We start from the raw sequence: 17,824 nt of genomic DNA on the forward strand, positions 1-17,824 counted from the left end.
AACATTGCCCCATCGGGCAAGCCCTAACCGACAGTTGCACCAGCTATTTTTGGCCGCAATATATGCAACATGGCTTTGCCGACTTTGCGCTCAGCATCTTTTTCGAAATCAATATTCTCGACATTCTCATCGCGCCCAGTCTCCATAGCGATCCAAGTCGATGGCGCAAACCACCCCAGCCGGTTTAGTTTATCAAGAGCAACCGCGCCGGCATTGCTGCCATAAGGCGGGTCCATAAGAACCAGATCAGCAGTTTTGACAGCAGTACCTATCGACATGACAGATGCCATGCGGACAGTCGCTTTTCCTTCGGCGCCCAGATGCGCAATATTGGCTTCTAGCTGTTTAACAGCCGCGCGGTCCTGCTCTACAAAATAGCAATGCTTCGCGCCGCGTGAGAGAGCTTCTAACCCCAATGCCCCTGTACCAGCAAATAGATCGAGAATTTCCAGATCTTCAAAGCTACCCAATCGACTGGTAAGCATGGAAAATAAGGTTTCACGCGTGCGGTCTGCGGTGGGGCGTGTGATGTCAGTACCCTTTGGTGCGCTGATACGGCGGCCGCGATATTCTCCTGAAATGATGCGCATGGCTATTTCTTTTCAGCCTTTTCAAAGCGTTTGCGGAAATTGACCAGATCAATTTTCCGGACAGTGGCCACTTCACCCTTGGCAAGATCATCAAGGTAAAATGGGCCATATGATGTGCGTATCAATCGGGAAACCTGAAGGCCGAGATGTTCAAGAACACGGCGCACTTCGCGGTTCTTGCCCTCTTTCAATGTCAGTTCCACCCATTGGTTTTTGCCTGTTCGGCGTTCTAAATTGGCATCAATCCGCCCATAGCGAACACCCTCAATCACTGTTCCAGAGATGAGATCTTCCAACTGGCTTTGGCTGACATCGCCAAAAGTGCGTGCGCGATATGTGCGGGGAATACCGGATGCTGGCAATTCCATCTGCCGTTTGAATGCGCCATCATTGGTTAGCAGTAATAAACCTTCGGTATTGAGATCCAATCGGCCGATGGGCATGACACGCGGCAAATCGGCACCAGTATTTTTGAACACATCATAAATGGTCGTTCGCCCGCTAAAGTCGCGTTCCGCGGTGAGTGCGCCGACTGGCTTGTGAAAACGCCATAGCTTGGTTGGTTCTGGCTGTTTTACCATTTTGCCATCAACGGTGATGCCATGCAGGCTGTGCAATAATGTCGCTGGTGTGGTTATCGTCTCGCCATCTTTGGCAATGCGTCCATCGGCGATCATCCGCTCAACCTCACGGCGGGAAGCGACCCCGGAGCGTGCCAGCAATTTGGCAATGCGATCACCTTTTGCAGGTGCCTCAGTTTCTTGGGCACCGGACATGTTATCGGATTGGTTATCGCCTAGCGGATCGAAAGCAGGGGAGGTTTTTTTGGGCATGGGCAGCCTATAGCAAGCTGATAACAAAACGACAGCCGGAAACTGCTCAAAAATCATTGTTGTGATAATGCAACAGTTTCTGTCTATCACGATTATTCGCAATGGTCTTGTAACTCTTTGACCAAGCAAATCGTACTATAAGTAATAAAGTAATTTTGATGTCGAGATAAAATATGCGTTTAATGGGTTTTTCATTGTTAGCGGTTGGCACTCTGGGTGTTGGCTTCATGGCTTTTCAAGCAATGGATAGCGATGCTGCTCAAAAGAATACATCATTCGACAATATGGATCGTGCTGTTGTAGCGGAGCTTTTCACTAGTCAGGGCTGCTCATCATGTCCGCCGGCGGATGCCGTAGCGGCGCATTTGGCTAAGAATGAAAAAGTAATTTTGATCAGCCGCCCGGTCACCTATTGGGACCGTCTAGGCTGGAAAGATACTCTGGCGCGGGAAGAGAATACCGAACTGCAACGCGAATATGCGCGTAAAGATTTTGCTAATGCGGGTGTATATACGCCGCAAATGGTGATTAACGGGCACCGCGCTGCCATCGGTTCGCGCGAATATCAAGTGCGCGATATTATCATGTCGGAACTGAAGAAAAGCAGTGCGGCTGATTTGAACGTTGTCAAAAATGATCAGGGTGGTTTCACTTTGACTTTGGATGGCTCCAGTGATGAACGTGCGTCCGTCACACTTGTTGCATTGGATAGCTCTGAAACAGTGCAGGTTGGCCGCGGTGAAAATCGGGGACGAAAATTGACCTATACAAATGTTCTGCGCCATGAAAACGTCATCGGCACTTGGAATGGCGGTAAAGCGCAATATACCGTGACGGCCGCTGACATGCAGATTGCAGATGCTGACCGCTATGCAGTGATCGTCCAGCAAGCAGGCGCAGGGGATATTGTTGCAGCAAGCTATTTGTGACAGTTTATTGCTCAGCTTATCACGGCTCTAAACATTTGTTTGGGCACTCCATATTAACCAATCCCTTATTGCGTCTTTGACAATGCAATGCCATGACACGCCTTTGCAAAGGGCGGGTAATATATGACGGCAATGCGTAATCCAGATTGGCGAAAAAGACTTCCTATAGGGTTGCAGCCCTATTTTCAAAAGTCAGCTATTGCTGCACTTTTGCTAGGCGTCTCTTCTGGCTTTCCTTTTGCCATGATTGCAGCAACACTCACTACGCGGCTTGCCCAATCTGGCATTGAAAAGTCGACTGTTACGCTGTTTGCACTGACGTTTCTTGCTTACAATTTCAAATGGATATGGGCACCGATTGTCGATGTTGTAAAACTACCGATAATCGGGCGTCTGGGGCAGCGTGTTTCTTGGCTGATTTTTGTCGCCATATTGGTTGCTTTTTCGATAATTGTGTTGGGCACCCTAGACCCTAAAGCGGATATTGCATCGGTTGCTATTGCGGCGATTTGTGTCGGTATTGCCGGCGCAACCTTTGATATTGTTATCGATGCCTATCGCATTGAGCTGCTGAAACCGGAAGAATTGGGTGTAGGCTCTGGAATGTCGCAATATGGATGGCGCATGGGCGCCGCCGGTGCTGGGTCTTTAGCCTTGGTAGTGGCGGCGCGTTCGGATTGGGCAACAGCCTATTATGCCTGTGCCTGCTTTTCTTTGTTCGCGGTATTTACCGGGCTATGGATGGGAGAGCCGTCACGGCGCAAAGAACCGCAAAAACTTACAAATCCCCTGCAGGCAGCCATTGCTTATGTTAGCCCGCTTATAGAGTTTTTCAAAAGATCAGGCGCAGTTGTCGTGCTGATTTTTGTGCTGGTCCACAAAATTGGAGATACGCTCGCCAATCTGACCTTCCGTTTGTTATTTGAGGATCTGGGCTTCACCAATGATGAAGTTGCATTTTATGATGTCGGCTTGGGCTTTATTGCTTTGTTGGTTGGCATATTTATCGGCGGTATTATCTACGCGCGTTTTGGCATGAAAAAGGCCGTGATGCTAAGTCTAATATTGATGATGGTTAGCAATTTGTCCTTTGCTGGACTTGCTGCAATTGGGCATAATAATTGGGCGATGGCAGGGGCTATCGGTTTTGAGAATTTTGCCAGCGGCATTGGTGGTGTCGCCGTTGTCGCCTATATTTCTGCGCTTTGTAATTTGCAGTTTACGGCGACACAATTTGCATTGCTTTCTGCTGCGGCCAGTATCATCGGGCGCTTCTTGACCGGCACTACCGCAGGGCAGTTGATTGAAAGCTTTGGCTTTGTGAATTTCTATCTGCTGACGACTTTGGCAGCTCTGCCAGGGTGCATCATTTTCTGGCTGATGATCCGTTCTGGATTGGTCGATAGATCGCTTGGTGATGTCGGCAGTAAAGATGGTGAGCAAGAAGCGGACATCTTCGCTTAGCGGTTAGCGCTTAAAAAAATTACTCGGGTTCTTGCTCATTTGCGGCCAGAACTTCGCCTGCGAGATAAAGCGAACCTGCGATCAGGATGGTGTTAGGGCCATGTTTTGAGAGTGCTTCCACAGCGTCTGCTATAGTTTCTGCGCGGGTAAACGGGATCGATGTTTTTGCGAGATAAGAGCTAAAGCGCTCACCTGTATGGCTGTCATGACCAGGAACGGGCAGGGCAGTAACGCTCGCCAATTTGGGGAGCAGGGGGCGAATAATTGCTGCTGGATCTTTATTGGATAGCATGGCGATTATCAGATGGAGTGAAGCATCGGGCAGAGTTGAGAAATGCGCGGCCAAAACCTCGCCAGCCAAGGGATTATGCCCGCCATCCAGCCAAAAATCGGCGTCGGGAATTGTAATGGTTACGGGGCCATTGCCAAGCTTTTGCAGTCGCGCGGGCCATTTGACCCAGCCCATAGCGGCAGATAAGGCTGCATCGGTGATCCTAATGGCATCTTGATGGCGCAGCATGGCAATCGCCAGAGCAGCATTATCTGCTTGAAAATCACCTGCAAGGCCGGGCATGGGAAGCGTCAACCGACCTTTGCTATCACGATAATGCAGTTTGTTTTCATAGATCCCGGCATCCCAGCCTTCTCCGCGATCAACCATCATCGCACCATTGCGCATGGCTTGTTTGGCTATCTCCAATTGCATGTCCGCCGTATATTTTTGCGTAACCAGTGGTACGCCAGATTTGGCTATGCCTGATTTTTCATAGGCAATACGCGGCAGAGGAGCGGATGGTATATCCGGATTATCGGGTTCATCGGAGAGCAAAAAGGCTTCATGATCCAGCCCCAAATGCGCAATACCGCAAATGGCAGGGGCTGGTATCACATTGGTCGCATCAAGCCTTCCGCCCAGACCGACTTCGATGATGCAGGCATCTGCAGACACACGAGAAAAAGCCAGAAATGCCGCAGCCGTAGTGACTTCAAAAAAGCTGGCTGCCAGATCATCAGCAACATCATTCACCTCAGCCAATATGGCGGCGAGCATATCATCATCTATTAAAGCCCCGGCTACCCGGATACGCTCATTAAAGCGCACCAGATGCGGACTGGTATAGACATGGGCTTTCAGGCCTGATGCTTCTATTGCGGCGCGCAAAAAGGCACAGGTTGAGCCTTTGCCATTGGTACCGGCAACATGAAAAACAGGTGGCAGATTATGGTGAGGATTGCCGAGCCGTTGCAGCAAAACCTCTATACGCTCAAGGCCCAAGACATCGCGGCCTGGCGAGCGCATGGTCAAGCGGTCAAGCTGGTACTGGACATCGGGGTGAGAAGATCGCGCACCATCAGCCATGGGTTTTGGGGCCTATCTGTCCAGCAATGATATTAACGGGCCTGATCAGGCGACCGCTTTTGGTGCCAATGTATAGTCAATAATATGCGATAGTTGCTCGCGCATTTTATGGCGATGCACCACCATATCGATCATGCCGTGTTCGAGCAGATATTCCGCACGCTGAAAACCTTCAGGCAGTTTTTCGCGGATCGTTTGCTCGATCACACGCTGCCCGGCAAAGCCGATAAGAGCGCCTGGTTCAGCAATTTGCACATCACCCAGCATGGCATAGCTGGCCGTCACGCCGCCAGTTGTCGGGTCGGTTAGTACCACAATATAGGGCAGGCCAGCCGCTTTCATTCGTTGAATAGCGACTGTCGCTCTGGGCATTTGCATCAAAGACAAAATACCTTCCTGCATGCGCGCTCCGCCAGCAGCTGTGAATAAGATATAGGCCGATTTGGTCGCGATTGCGGCCTCTGTGCCCGCAACAAAGGCATTGCCTACGGCCATGCCCATAGAGCCGCCCATAAATGCGAAATCCTGCACGCCGATAACGGCATTTTGATTGTCTATCGTGCCCCGAGCATTGGTAAGAGCATCGGGGAACTCATTAGCGCTGCGTGCCGCCTTTATGCGGTCGGTATAACGTTTGCTGTCGCGGAATTTCAGCGGATCTTCTTTGGCAGCGGGACTATCCAATATCTCCCAGCTATCCTGATCAAAAAGCGCCTCAAAACGGGTCCGCGCACCAATACGGCCATGATGCTCACAGCGAGGGCACACGCTTTGATTGTCCTGATATTCCTGCAAGAATATCATTTCTTCGCACGATTTGCATTTTAGCCAAAGCGTATCGGCAGTTTCGCGTTTCGCTGCGAAGGGCAACGAATTTCTTACCCGGCTGAACCAGCTCATAATCTCACCTTGTTAGTTACGCGCGTTTTTGATCGCAGTTGCAAGCGACGATACATAATCCTTAACATGGTCCGCTGCAATGGCGCCATGCTTAGCGATAATTTCAATGATTGTAGAACCGACGACAACACCATCGGCGACTTTGGCTATAGCGCTTGCTTGCTCCGGCGTGCGTACACCAAAACCGACAGCAATCGGTAATGCGGTCGCAGCTTTCAGCTTGTTGACAGCCTCTTCAATAGAGGCGGTTGCTGCCTGCTGTTTGCCGGTAATGCCAGCGACAGAGACATAATAGACAAAACCGCTGGAACCGTTGAGCACTGTGGGCAGACGCGCCTGATCCGTGGTAGGGGTTGCTAAGCGTATTGGTGCAATCCCTTTGTTGCGCAGGGCAGGGCCAAGAGCGGCATCCTCTTCCGGTGGAACGTCCACGCAGATTATACCATCAACACCCGCCTGTTCGCATTGACCGGCAAACCAATCGGGCCCGCGATGCAGCATCGGGTTGGCATATCCCATAAGAATCAGAGGCACATTTGGATGACGTGCGCGAAAGTCTGCGGCGATACGGAATATGTCGGCGGTTTTCGTTCCGGCACCAAGGCTGCGCAAATTGGCCTTTTGGATGGCAGGGCCATCGGCCATAGGATCAGTAAAAGGCATGCCAAGCTCAATGACATCAGCGCCGCCTTCCACCAGCGCGTCCAGCAGTGCAGGGGTCGCATCGGGATGAGGGTCACCCGCAGTGATAAAGCAAACTAGGGCTGCGCGATCAGAAGGAAAGGCATTTGTAAGACGGGTCATGCTGTCCTCATATTAGTAAGGGATAGACCATTAGACATGGTGGCTATAGTCACATCGTCACTCCCAATGCCTCTGCAACGGTGAAAATGTCTTTGTCACCTCGGCCGCACAGATTTGCCAGGATGATCTGGTCACGGTCCATAGATCTGGCGCGTTCTACAACCTTGGCGATGGCGTGGCTGGGTTCCAATGCAGGGATGATGCCTTCGCAGCGGCAAAGCTGTTTAAAGGCTTCTAAGGCTTCCTCATCGGTGCAACTATCATATTCCACACGGCCTATATCTTTTAACCAGCTATGCTCTGGTCCGATGCCGGGATAGTCCAAACCGGCACTGATAGAATGCGCCTCATCAATCTGGCCATCTTCGTCTTGCAGCAAATAAGTTTTGTTACCATGCAAAACACCTGGTGAACCGCCGGTTAGCGATGCTGCATGTAGCTTATCCAAGCCCTGGCCTCCGGCCTCTACACCCAGCATTTTGACCTCCGCATCATCCAAGAAGGGGTGGAACAAACCCAGCGCATTGGAACCGCCGCCAATACAGGCGATCAGCAGGTCAGGCAGACGGTTGATGCGGTCGAGCATTTGCGCACGCGCCTCTTTGCCTATCACGCTTTGAAAATCGCGAACCAGTTCAGGATAAGGGTGCGGGCCAGCCGCCGTGCCAATAATATAAAATGTGTTATGTACATTGGCGACCCAGTCACGCAGCGCTTCATTCATCGCGTCTTTCAATGTCGCGGAGCCACTGGTTACGGGGATGACTTCTGCGCCGAGCAATTTCATGCGGAAGATATTGGGTTTTTGCCGTTCAATATCTGTGGCGCCCATATAAATGACGCATGGCAGCCCGAAGCGTGCGCAAACTGTTGCCGTTGCGACACCATGCTGACCTGCACCAGTCTCAGCAATAATGCGCTTTTTGCCCATACGTTTGGCGAGCAGAATCTGGCCAATGCAATTGTTGATTTTGTGTGCGCCAGTATGATTCAATTCATCGCGCTTGAACCAGATTTGTGCGCCTTTGCCCTCAGCACAATCCTTACGGACATCCTCGGTTAGACCTTCCGCATAATAAAGCGGGGAAGGGCGACCAACATAATTGGCGAGCAAATCGTCAAATTCGCGAGCAAATTCAGGGTCGCCCTGCGCAGCGCGATATTCACGCTCTAGGTCAAGGATTAAAGGCATCAATGTTTCGGCGACATAGCGCCCGCCAAATTCACCAAAATGGCCGTGATTATCCGGCTGATTACGGAAACTATTGGGGCGATCATTCATATTTGAAAAAATCCATTTATACCAAGAAAATGCCGGTACGCTCTATTGTCTAAGGTGCGCTTTGACAGGGTTTTTGGAGCTAGGGAGACACCTTGTTCATTGTTTTTACCGCTTGGCAAAAGGCAGCGATCTTGTCTACATTTTTCACGCCTGGTTCGTCCTCTACGCCAGAAGAGACATCGACCAAAGGTGCATTTGTAGCATTGATGGCATCAACAACATTGCCCGGAGTTAGACCACCTGCCAGACCCCAAGCATAATCCGGGGCAAAGTCTGCAAATATCGGCCAATTGCCAATGGCCCCATTTCCACCGGGCAATGCGGAATTGGCGGGTGGCGGTGTGTCGAACAAAATACGTGAGACGCGGGGCGCAAAAGGCGCTGCCTTATTCAGTGAGCGCGGTGTTATGGCTGGCAAGGCCTTCCAAAATTCCAAATGGGTTTCTTCGTGCCATGTTGCGATATCTTCTGCCGTTTCATGGCCATGTAATTGCACAATGATTTGGCCGAAATCGTCACGAATCTGCCGTAGTATTTCAAGATCAGGATTAACGAGCAGGATCACCGCATGAACACTATCTGGCAGTGATTGAGCCAAGCGTAATGCGCGTGGTAGAGAGAGGTGGCGCGGGCTTTTGGGGAAATGGACCAAACCGACATAATCTGCACCGGCATCGACGGCGGCTTGCAAAGTCCTGTCTGTCGAAAGACCGCAAATTTTGATGGCGCTGCCTGTCACTTTTAAAGCGTTCCCTCAATGGCGCGCGCAGCGGCTACAGGATCTTCAGCGCGTGCTATGGGGCGGCCAATGACCAATATGGATGCACCTTTATCACGTGCTTCGCGCGGCGTAACGGCGCGTTTTTGATCACCCATTGCGGAGCCTGCAGGGCGCAGGCCAGGCACAACAAAATACCCTTTTTTCCATTGGCTATGTACTGCACCAACCTCTTGACCAGAACAGACGATACCATCCAGACCGGATTTTTCGGCTAGTTCCGCAAGGCGTAACACTTGGTCCCGTGGTTCGCCATTATAGCCAATTTGCGTTATATCGCGCTGGTCTAGGCTCGTGAGCAAAGTAACGGCGACCACCTTTGTATTTGCCCCTGCGGCCGCTTTTGCATCCTCCATCATGGCCCGCCCACCAGCGGCATGAACAGTAACAATTGCCGGTTCTAGTACGTGGATGGCTTGCATCGCGGCGGCAACTGTATTGGGGATGTCGTGCAGTTTAAGATCAAGAAATATTGGCAGGCCAAGATGGGATATTTCATGCACACCATGATGGCCATGCGCACAGAAGAACTCTAAGCCCAGCTTTACTCCGCCAATATGATCGCGCACCTTTTTTACCAGAGAAAGCGATTTATCAAGATCGGGGATATCAAGGGCGAGGTAAACCGGATTGCTCATGAAAATGTCCCTTAAAGGTTAGTCGGCTGTAAGCGGAGTATTATCCTCTTGAGCAGCAGGCGGTGTTGGCTTGGTTTCGGGCTTTTTATCAGAACTGTTGGGCACAACCAATTTGGTACGGCTTTCGAGCGAATCAATGCGTCTTTTCATGCGCCAGCGGCCCGTACGATAGACCAGCCACATGGGCAGAAATCCAAGCAGAAACGAACCAATGACCAATATCGGCAATTTGGTGTCGAGCAATGTCTGATCCCAGATTAGAACCGTGACATTGACCCAATTATTATAGGAAAAGGCCACCAGCAAAACGGCAAGAAGCACCCAGAATAAGGTTTTGATGAACTGCATATGCTTCTCCTACCCCAATAGTGACAGCAACATAGCTGTCTCATCCAGTCTTGGCCAGACTATGATTATGCGCTGAACACCCGCTCAAAGATCGTATCGACATGTTTAAAATGATAATCCAGATTGAAACGGTCGCGAATTTCCTGTTCGGAAAGGGCATTGGTGACTTCTTCATCGGCCAGCAAAAGGTCGAGCAATGATAATGCGCCATCACTTTCCCATACCTTCATCGCGTTGCGCTGTACAAGACGATAGGCATCTTCACGGCTGACACCAGCTTGTGTCAGAGCAAGCAAAACACGCTGCGAATGAACAAGGCCTCCCATACGATCCAGATTCTTCTGCATACGTTCTGGATAGATCAGCAATTTATCGACAACGCCTGTCAGACGCCGCAATGCAAAATCGAGCGTGATTGTCGCATCAGGGCCAATGAAGCGTTCAACCGAGCTATGGGAGATATCACGTTCGTGCCACAGAGCGACATTTTCCATAGCAGGAACTGCCGCCCCGCGGACCACACGGGCAAGGCCTGTGAGATTCTCCGTCAATATCGGGTTGCGCTTATGCGGCATCGCGCTGGAGCCTTTTTGGCCTGGTGAAAAATATTCTTCTGCCTCTAGCACCTCAGTGCGCTGTAAGTGGCGAACTTCTGTTGCCAGTCTTTCAATAGAAGAGGCGATAACTCCTAGGACTGCAAAATATTGGGCGTGGCGATCACGGGGAATAACCTGTGTGGATACAGGTTCGACTGAAAGGCCAAGCTGGTCAGCAACATATTCCTCAATTTGCGGGTCGATATTGGCAAAAGTACCAACAGCACCGCTAATTGAGCAGGTTGCAATTTCTGCCCGCGCTGCAATCAGACGGTCACGATTGCGCGCAAACTCTGCATAGGCTTGGGCCAATTTCAAACCAAATGTCGTGGGTTCAGCGTGGATACCATGGCTGCGGCCGATGGTGGGGGTGTAACGATGCTCTTCTGCTCTGCGCTTAATCGCACCGAGCAAATTATCCATATCAGCAAGCAGCAAATCGCTGGCTTGTGTCAGTTGCACAGCCAAGCATGTGTCCAGCACATCAGAGCTGGTCATACCTTGGTGCATAAATCGCGCCTGATCGCCAACCTGCTCTGCCACCCAGGTTAGAAATGCAATGACATCATGTTTGGTAACAGCTTCGATCGCGTCAATTGCTGGTACATCAATTTGCGGTTCGGTGGCCCACCAGTCCCATAATGCTTTTGCAGCGCTTTGCGGAACCACACCCTTATCTGCCAAAGCCTGAGTGGCATGAGCCTCTATCAGAAACCAGATGCGAAACCTGTTTTCCGGTTCCCAAATTGCGGTCATATCGGGGTGGGCATAACGAGGGACCATATTGGCGATTCCTTAAATTGGCAAAATTCCTGACGTGCTGCGGCGGCTAGCAGGAAGAAACCGTGATCGCAATTGCCTGATCCTGTTCTATAAACATTTATGGGGAGGATGTCAGGATTCGTAGCCTAGCTATGCCATGACTAGAATGAATCTACATCTTAAATTCCCGATTAAGATGAGAGAGGATAATTTGTGGAAGACGTTATCAAAGCCGATTTTCTGTCTAAGAACCCCGCTCTTCGGGTCGCAGGACGTGTCTGGATCAAAGGCTTTAAAGCAGCCATTTCCCTTAGCAGACCATTTTGGGACTTTCTTGCACGGTTCGTCTTGGCACAGGCTTTACTGGCGTCCGCTTTTGTTAAATTAAGCGATTGGCAAACTGCGATTGCGCTTGCGACCTTTGAATATCCCGTACCATTTATGTCACCAGTAATGACGGCGCAAACTGGCCTGGCCATAGAATTGATAGGCGGGATTTTGTTGTTGCTGGGGCTAATGACACGCGGGGCATCTTTAGCGATCGCCATATTGTTGGCCGTCAGCCAATATTATTATATCCCCACTGACTATAATCTCTTCGCCATTGCACTGCTTTCATGGTTTTTTGTGTATGGCGCAGGCGCGTTTTCAATAGACAGGGTCATTGGCAAAGGCGTTGCAGATAGCGCGCTTCCTCTTGCGGCACCGCTCTATGCTTTCGGCCAAATGATGACCGTTTATTTATCACCTTGGTTGTTATTTGTCTTTCGTCTTTGGTTGGCAATTACAATGCTGATTTCTGCCGAGATATTACCAGGCTTTGCCAATGCTATGCTTTACCCATCAGGGTCTTTTGCGCCCATTTTGCCAGCCATATTGATCGGCTTCGCTGCGTTTGCATTCTTGGGTATTGCAGGGAGTGTTTTTGCAGTTACCTTGGCATTATTGCTGACGGGAACGGACTTTATGGGGTTCAATCCGTCACTGACATTCGCCAGTATTTTGATGGTTCTGGTTTTTCTCTTCCACGGCAGCGGTCAAATTTCTGTTGATCGGGTGATTGGCCATTGGCTTGAACGCAATTTGTTGTTCGACAGGAAACATAATGCTGTGCCGGATAGCTGGCCACATATTGTGATAATTGGCGGCGGCTTTGGCGGCCTTTCATGCGCTATGAAGTTAAAAGACATGCCGGTTAGGATAACGCTGATCGATCGTAACAATTTTCATCTTTTCCAACCATTATTATATCAAGTCGCAACTGCTGGCCTCTCGCCCTCAGATGTTGCGATACCTATTCGCAGCCTGTTCAGGAATGATCGTAATGTTAGGATTTTGCTGGGTGAGGTGAGCGCTATTGATAGAGGTACGCAAACAGTTACCTATAATGGCGGCTCTACCAGCTATGACCATCTGGTTGTGGCAACTGGCGCAACGCATAGCTATTTTGGCAAAGATGAATGGGCACCATTTGCACCCGGATTAAAACGTGTTGAAGACGCGATTAATGTGCGAGGCCAAGTGTTGCGCGCCTTTGAGGAGGCAGAGGCCTCAAACGACCCCGAACAAGTCAAACGCTTGCTGACCTTTGTGATTGTTGGCGGTGGTCCGACAGGTGTTGAACTGGCGGGAGCCATTGCTGAACTCGCTCGCTTCGGTTTGGCCGATGAATATCGCAATTTTGACCCTGCCAATGCGCGCGTAATTTTGGTGCAATCAGGCCCGCGGGTTTTGCTGCCATTTCCTGAAAGCCTCTCGGAAAATGCGGCACAATCGCTGCGTGATCTGGGTGTAGAGCTGCTCTTGGGTGGGCGAGTCACAGATATTCAGGATGGATATGTGCAGGTTGGTGAAGACCGTATTGAGACAGAAACCGTTCTTTGGGCGGCGGGTGTTGCGGCATCACCTGCGGGCAAATGGTTGAATGTGGAAACGGACCGGGCAGGGCGCGTGCCCACTGACGAATATTGCCGATTGCAAGATAATCCCAACATTTATGTGATTGGGGATACTGCTTCCACTAATGCTTGGGACGGTAATGCTGTTCCAGGTTTAGCGCCCGCTGCGAAGCAGGCCGGTCTTTATGTTGCGTCTGCACTTAGGCAGCAGCTTTCCGGTCAAGGCTTACCGCCAGCCTATCGTTATAAGCACCAAGGCAATTTGGCGACGATAGGCCGTAAGGCGGCCGTTGCTGATTTTGGCAAGGTGAAGTTTTCAGGCACATTGGCCTGGTGGTTCTGGGGCATTGTCCATGTCGGTTTTTTGGTCGGTGTGCGTAACCGCGCTACCGTATTGATAAACTGGATATGGAATTATTTCACGCTCAGAATGGGAATCAGGCTCATTACCAATGACGAGCAGAAGTAGGCAGAAAGGGACAGGGCCTAGATCAGCCCTTTTGCCTTGAAACTCAGATGGCCTGTACGGCCGATAATAATATGGTCATGCACTGTAATATTGAGGCGGCGCCCAGCCTCGGCAATGTCGCGTGTAATGGCAATGTCCTGTTTGCTGGGGCTAGGGTCGCCGCTTGGATGGTTGTGCACTAAGATGAGCGATACTGCGCCAAGCTCCAACGCTCTGTGAATAACCTGACGTGTGTAAATGGCAGTCTCATTTACGGATCCATCGCCAAAATTCTCATCACTGATCAAAATGTTGCGACTGTTCAAAAACAGGATGCGGACACGCTCTATGGTCAAATGTGCCATGTCACCATGCAGGTAATCCAGCAATGATTGCCATGATCCGATAATCGGTTTTTGCATGACGGGTTCGCGCAACAGCCGTAATGCGGCGACTTGAGATATCTTCAATGCGGCAACGCTGGTTTCACCCAGACCATCAAAACGCAATAATGCTTGGGCATCGGCGGTTAAAATCCCTGCCAAACTGCCAAAATGGGCCAGCAATGCCTTAGCCAGCGGTTTTGTGTCCCGTCTGGGGATCGCTAATGCCAAGAGATATTCAATAATCTCATGGTCAAGTAAGGCTTCGGTATCTTTGCGCAAAAAGCGCTTTCTCAATCGTGCTCGGTGCCCGGCTTTATCCTTATCATTGCCTGTAGCCACGTGTTTCTCTGTGCGCGATGTCATTTCCCCTGATGGATGAAACAGCTGGTCCATTTGCGCTGTCTCATTGGGAGCGATGGGTGCAGAGCTATTATCGTGTTGATTATCGCTCATGGTCCAATCTTACCCTCCCTACATATTTGCTGTAAAAATTAGCATAGCAGTTTAGAGCTTCAATATCTATTTGGCTTAGGTTCATAGCCAATTGCTTATCATCCGCATTTGCCCCAAAAGACATTATGCCCCCGCCAAGTAACACTGAAACAGCAGATGAGAATGATGCGCGACCATTTTGGAAGCGCAAATGGTTTGCTATTGTCTTGGTTTCTCTTGTGGTTCTGGCTGTTGTCATATTGATAGCTTGGACACAGCGTTTGGTGATTGCAGACCGATATGTGCAGGAATATCTTGATGATCTGGGGGTTGATGCAAGTTATGAGATTGTCGACCTTGGCGTTAAACGCCAGCATTTACGCAATATACGCATAGGTGACCCGCAACAACCGGATCTGGTTATTGACGATCTGATTGTCATTACCGTTCCCCAATTATCCGGCATATTGGTTGATGAAATAAGGGTCAAAGGTGTGCGCCTATTTGGCGAATGGCGCGATGACCGTTTGCATTTCGGTGTGCTTGACCAATTTATCTACACAGATTCTGATGCACCGCTCGCGCTGCCTGATTTGACAGTTGCTATTGATAATGCACGAGCAAAAATAGGAACGCCTTATGGTGCCGTTGGGCTTTCTGCCAGAGGTGAGGGCCATTTGCTGGATGGTTTTGAAGGTGATGTTGCTCTTATCGCAAAAAATCTGGATTTTGATAGCTGTAAGCTCGCCAGGCCCAGTGCCTATTTGTCGATTTCCATCGATTCACTGCAACCCAGAATAACTGGCCCTTTGCGCTTCAATGGTCTGGATTGCCCGGCATTAGCCTCGGGTTCGGCTGATAGTGGCCTGCAAACAGATATTGTAATCGCTCGTGATCTTGATGCTGCAGAACTTTCCTTGGTGGGTGAACTGAACAAGGCATTTTACCGCCTTGATAATAAACAGAGCATTCAAGGCAACCGTATTAGAATTGCTACTAAAGGTGATATTGATGCAGCGTCATTTGATGGTGAGGCTGAAGTGAATATTACTGCATTATCATCGCCATGGGCAGATGCCGGCAGCGCTAAGCTGGATGTTGCCATGACGGATGAACTGCCATTTGCTTCCCTAGGCGATCTTTCATCTTTGTCGCTTGCTTACCGACTGAGCGCAGACAATGTCGCAACAAAGCGAAGTTGGCGCAATGTACTTGCAAGCTATGGTGAAGGTCTTGAAGCAACGCCCATTGGTCCGCTTTGGGCAAAGATTTTGCCAGTTTTGGAACGCAGCGCAGCTTCGTCTAGGCTATCGGCATCTGGCAATGTTGATAATAGCATTATCACTGCTGACAGCGCGACATTAAGGGAAGGTGATAACAGGCTGATTACCCGTTTGCAGGATGTGCGATATTCCTTGCGCGAAGGGGGTTTTGCCGGATTGCAAAGTTTTAACTTTACCTTTGTGCATCCCCAGCTTCCTCGGCTTTCTGGCAATTGGCAAGGTGAGGGCAATCAGCCAAGAATGACGCTGGAAATGCCAGAATATCGCTCTGGCAATGCCAGTCTTTTGTTGGAGCGGACAATTGTCACGCTGTCACCAAACAACCCCGATCGCATTTCCTTTGATGGTGCGATGCGCTTAGACGGTCCATTGGCGGGAGGGAGTATAACAGGCGCGCGAATCCCGCTCTCGGGCACGCTGGTTGATGGCTCACGCTATTATGCAAGCAATGGCGGCTGCCAATCTATCGGTTTTACAGAGCTTAATGTCTCCACTCTTGCTGCTGGTCGCCAATCGCTGACCTTTTGCCCCAAAGCAAGGCAACCATTATTGGCATTTGGCGATGATGGGCTTGTTATAAATGCACAAAGCCAGGCTTTGGCCATTGATGCTAGACTTGGCGGATCACCATTATCCATTGCTGCAGATGGTGTTGATATTGGTTATCCGGCAACCTCTAACATCAGCAATCTTAGCGTCCTTATTGGTGATGTAGATAGCGGAACATCCTTTTCGGCAGGTACGCTGAGCATGTCTGGCGGCAGCGACTTGGTTGGGGAGTTTGATGGCGCCAATGCATCTATTAGCAATATCCCTTTATTGCTCAGCGATGGGCAAGGAGAGTGGGGCTTCGCTAATTCGGTTTTGAATATCTCATCCAACAGTTGGACAGTGAGCGACCGCGCAGAGACGCAGAGATTCAACCCTCTTACCGGACGTAATATCAATCTGGTGCTGGAAAATTCTATGATTCTTGCCAAAGGTGATTTGTATCTCCCTGATAAGCCTGATCTTATTTCATCAGTCAGCATCGTGCATAACCTTGAAAATGCAACGGGCGGGGCAGATGTGATTGTGCCGGGAATCAGCTTTGGTGAAAATCTGCAACCCAATATGCTCACCGACCTGACCATTGGAATCGTCGAACTTGCAAATGGCAGTGTCAGCGGAACTGGCCGCATAGATTGGGATAGCGATAATATTAGCAGCACAGGCAAATTTGGCACTGATGGTCTTGATTTCGCGGCTGCTTTCGGACCAGTGAAAGGTTTGAAGGGGGATATTGTCTTTTCCGACCTTCTGGCGTTTGAAACACCGCCTGGTCAGATTGTTACTTTGGATGAAGTGAACCCGGGTATTGCCGCTTATGATGGCATAGTGCGCTATCAACTGCTCGCCAATCAGCGTGTGGTGCTTGAAGAAGCGCATTGGCCCTTTTCTGGCGGTGATCTAAGTTTGGAGCCAACGACTTTCAATCTTGCGATTCCAGAAGAACGCGAACTGAATTTCGAGATGAAGGGATTGGACGCAGCTGCTTTTCTGACGCAATTTGATTTTGAAAATCTGGCCGCCACAGGGACTTTTGATGGGCGGTTGCCGATGCGGTTTAACCTTGCAGGAGGACGGATTGAGGGCGGCCGTTTGGTCGTAGGGCCTGCTGGCGGAACATTATCTTATATCGGCGAACTGACCTATGAAGATTTGGGTGCCTATGGCAATTTTGCTTTTCAAAGTTTACGCGATATCCGCTATAAAACTCTGGTTGTAGAAATGGATGGGCCACTTGATGGGGAGCTAGTAACCCGTGTTCAGTTTGATGGTCTTAGCCAAGGGGACACGGCGTCCCGCAATTTCCTGACCAAACAGATCGCCAAATTGCCGATCCAGTTTAACATCAATATACGCGCACCATTTTTTCAGCTCATCACCTCAACGCGTTCGCTTTATGACACCAATTATTTGTTAGATCCGGTTAGCGCTGGCATTTTGTCGCCGAAAAAGGGCGTGATATTGGATCAAGATACAGGAAATAACCAACCTGAATGAAAAACCATTTGCTCATTCAGACTCCAGAAAGTGAGGATAATCCATAA

15 protein-coding genes are annotated in these 17,824 nt (G+C 50.0%); 4 read left to right on the top strand and 11 right to left on the bottom strand.

Features of this window, described 5'->3' with window-relative positions:
• Nucleotides 1-23: 23 nt before the first annotated feature.
• Both rsmD and ACR9YC_RS06145 read right to left on the bottom strand, forming a co-directional pair.
• Nucleotides 24-590, bottom strand: a complete 567-nt coding sequence (gene rsmD, locus ACR9YC_RS06140) for a 16S rRNA (guanine(966)-N(2))-methyltransferase RsmD (RefSeq protein ID WP_438731275.1) — start codon at nucleotides 588-590, stop codon at nucleotides 24-26.
• Nucleotides 591-592: 2 nt separating this feature from the next.
• Nucleotides 593-1,366, bottom strand: coding sequence for a pseudouridine synthase (locus ACR9YC_RS06145; RefSeq protein WP_438731647.1), 774 nt, complete (start codon nucleotides 1,364-1,366; stop codon nucleotides 593-595).
• A gap of 230 nt (nucleotides 1,367-1,596) precedes the next feature.
• On the opposite strand from ACR9YC_RS06145, the gene ACR9YC_RS06150 reads away from it, so the two are divergent.
• Together ACR9YC_RS06150 and ACR9YC_RS06155 are read left to right on the top strand one after the other, a co-directional pair.
• A complete protein-coding gene (locus ACR9YC_RS06150) occupies nucleotides 1,597-2,352 on the top strand; it encodes a DUF1223 domain-containing protein (RefSeq protein ID WP_438731278.1) in 756 nt (251 codons plus the stop codon).
• A gap of 132 nt (nucleotides 2,353-2,484) precedes the next feature.
• Nucleotides 2,485-3,816, top strand: a complete 1,332-nt coding sequence (locus ACR9YC_RS06155; protein WP_438731650.1) for an AmpG family muropeptide MFS transporter — start codon at nucleotides 2,485-2,487, stop codon at nucleotides 3,814-3,816.
• Between the two features lie 19 nt (nucleotides 3,817-3,835).
• On the opposite strand, the gene ACR9YC_RS06160 is transcribed toward ACR9YC_RS06155, so the two are convergent.
• The 8 genes from ACR9YC_RS06160 to purB form a co-directional block, all read right to left on the bottom strand.
• Nucleotides 3,836-5,176: a bifunctional folylpolyglutamate synthase/dihydrofolate synthase gene (locus tag ACR9YC_RS06160; RefSeq protein WP_438731281.1), complete on the bottom strand. Its 1,341-nt coding sequence runs from the start codon at nucleotides 5,174-5,176 to the stop codon at nucleotides 3,836-3,838.
• A 45-nt stretch (nucleotides 5,177-5,221) separates the two neighbouring features.
• Nucleotides 5,222-6,076, bottom strand: coding sequence for an acetyl-CoA carboxylase, carboxyltransferase subunit beta (gene accD / locus ACR9YC_RS06165; protein ID WP_438731283.1), 855 nt, complete (start codon nucleotides 6,074-6,076; stop codon nucleotides 5,222-5,224).
• A 12-nt stretch (nucleotides 6,077-6,088) separates the two neighbouring features.
• A complete protein-coding gene (trpA, locus tag ACR9YC_RS06170; RefSeq protein ID WP_438731286.1) occupies nucleotides 6,089-6,880 on the bottom strand; it encodes a tryptophan synthase subunit alpha in 792 nt (263 codons plus the stop codon).
• Between the two features lie 49 nt (nucleotides 6,881-6,929).
• Complete coding sequence (trpB, locus tag ACR9YC_RS06175; RefSeq protein ID WP_438731288.1) at nucleotides 6,930-8,162, bottom strand: tryptophan synthase subunit beta; 1,233 nt, start codon at nucleotides 8,160-8,162, stop codon at nucleotides 6,930-6,932.
• Nucleotides 8,163-8,241: 79 nt separating this feature from the next.
• Nucleotides 8,242-8,901 (bottom strand): phosphoribosylanthranilate isomerase, encoded by a 660-nt coding sequence (locus ACR9YC_RS06180; protein WP_438731291.1) that lies wholly within the window; start codon nucleotides 8,899-8,901, stop codon nucleotides 8,242-8,244.
• A gap of 2 nt (nucleotides 8,902-8,903) precedes the next feature.
• Nucleotides 8,904-9,578, bottom strand: a complete 675-nt coding sequence (gene pyrF, locus ACR9YC_RS06185) for an orotidine-5'-phosphate decarboxylase (protein ID WP_438731294.1) — start codon at nucleotides 9,576-9,578, stop codon at nucleotides 8,904-8,906.
• Nucleotides 9,579-9,596: 18 nt separating this feature from the next.
• On the bottom strand, nucleotides 9,597-9,926 hold the full coding sequence (locus ACR9YC_RS06190; RefSeq protein ID WP_438731297.1) for a LapA family protein: 330 nt from the start codon (nucleotides 9,924-9,926) through the stop codon (nucleotides 9,597-9,599).
• A gap of 65 nt (nucleotides 9,927-9,991) precedes the next feature.
• On the bottom strand, nucleotides 9,992-11,305 hold the full coding sequence (gene purB / locus ACR9YC_RS06195) for an adenylosuccinate lyase (RefSeq protein WP_438731300.1): 1,314 nt from the start codon (nucleotides 11,303-11,305) through the stop codon (nucleotides 9,992-9,994).
• A 192-nt stretch (nucleotides 11,306-11,497) separates the two neighbouring features.
• On the opposite strand from purB, the gene ACR9YC_RS06200 reads away from it, so the two are divergent.
• Complete coding sequence (locus tag ACR9YC_RS06200) at nucleotides 11,498-13,651, top strand: FAD-dependent oxidoreductase (RefSeq protein ID WP_438731303.1); 2,154 nt, start codon at nucleotides 11,498-11,500, stop codon at nucleotides 13,649-13,651.
• A gap of 17 nt (nucleotides 13,652-13,668) precedes the next feature.
• Here ACR9YC_RS06200 and radC read toward each other — a convergent pair whose 3' ends face one another.
• On the bottom strand, nucleotides 13,669-14,379 hold the full coding sequence (radC, locus tag ACR9YC_RS06205; protein WP_438731653.1) for a RadC family protein: 711 nt from the start codon (nucleotides 14,377-14,379) through the stop codon (nucleotides 13,669-13,671).
• Nucleotides 14,380-14,594: 215 nt separating this feature from the next.
• Here radC and ACR9YC_RS06210 point away from each other — a divergent pair, with 215 nt between their 5' ends.
• Nucleotides 14,595-17,777, top strand: coding sequence for a YdbH domain-containing protein (locus ACR9YC_RS06210; RefSeq protein ID WP_438731306.1), 3,183 nt, complete (start codon nucleotides 14,595-14,597; stop codon nucleotides 17,775-17,777).
• The last annotated feature ends 47 nt before the right edge of the window (nucleotides 17,778-17,824 follow it).

The sequence above is a fragment of the Parasphingorhabdus sp. DH2-15 genome, assembly GCF_051668705.1.
Taxonomy (GTDB): domain Bacteria; phylum Pseudomonadota; class Alphaproteobacteria; order Sphingomonadales; family Sphingomonadaceae; genus Alterisphingorhabdus.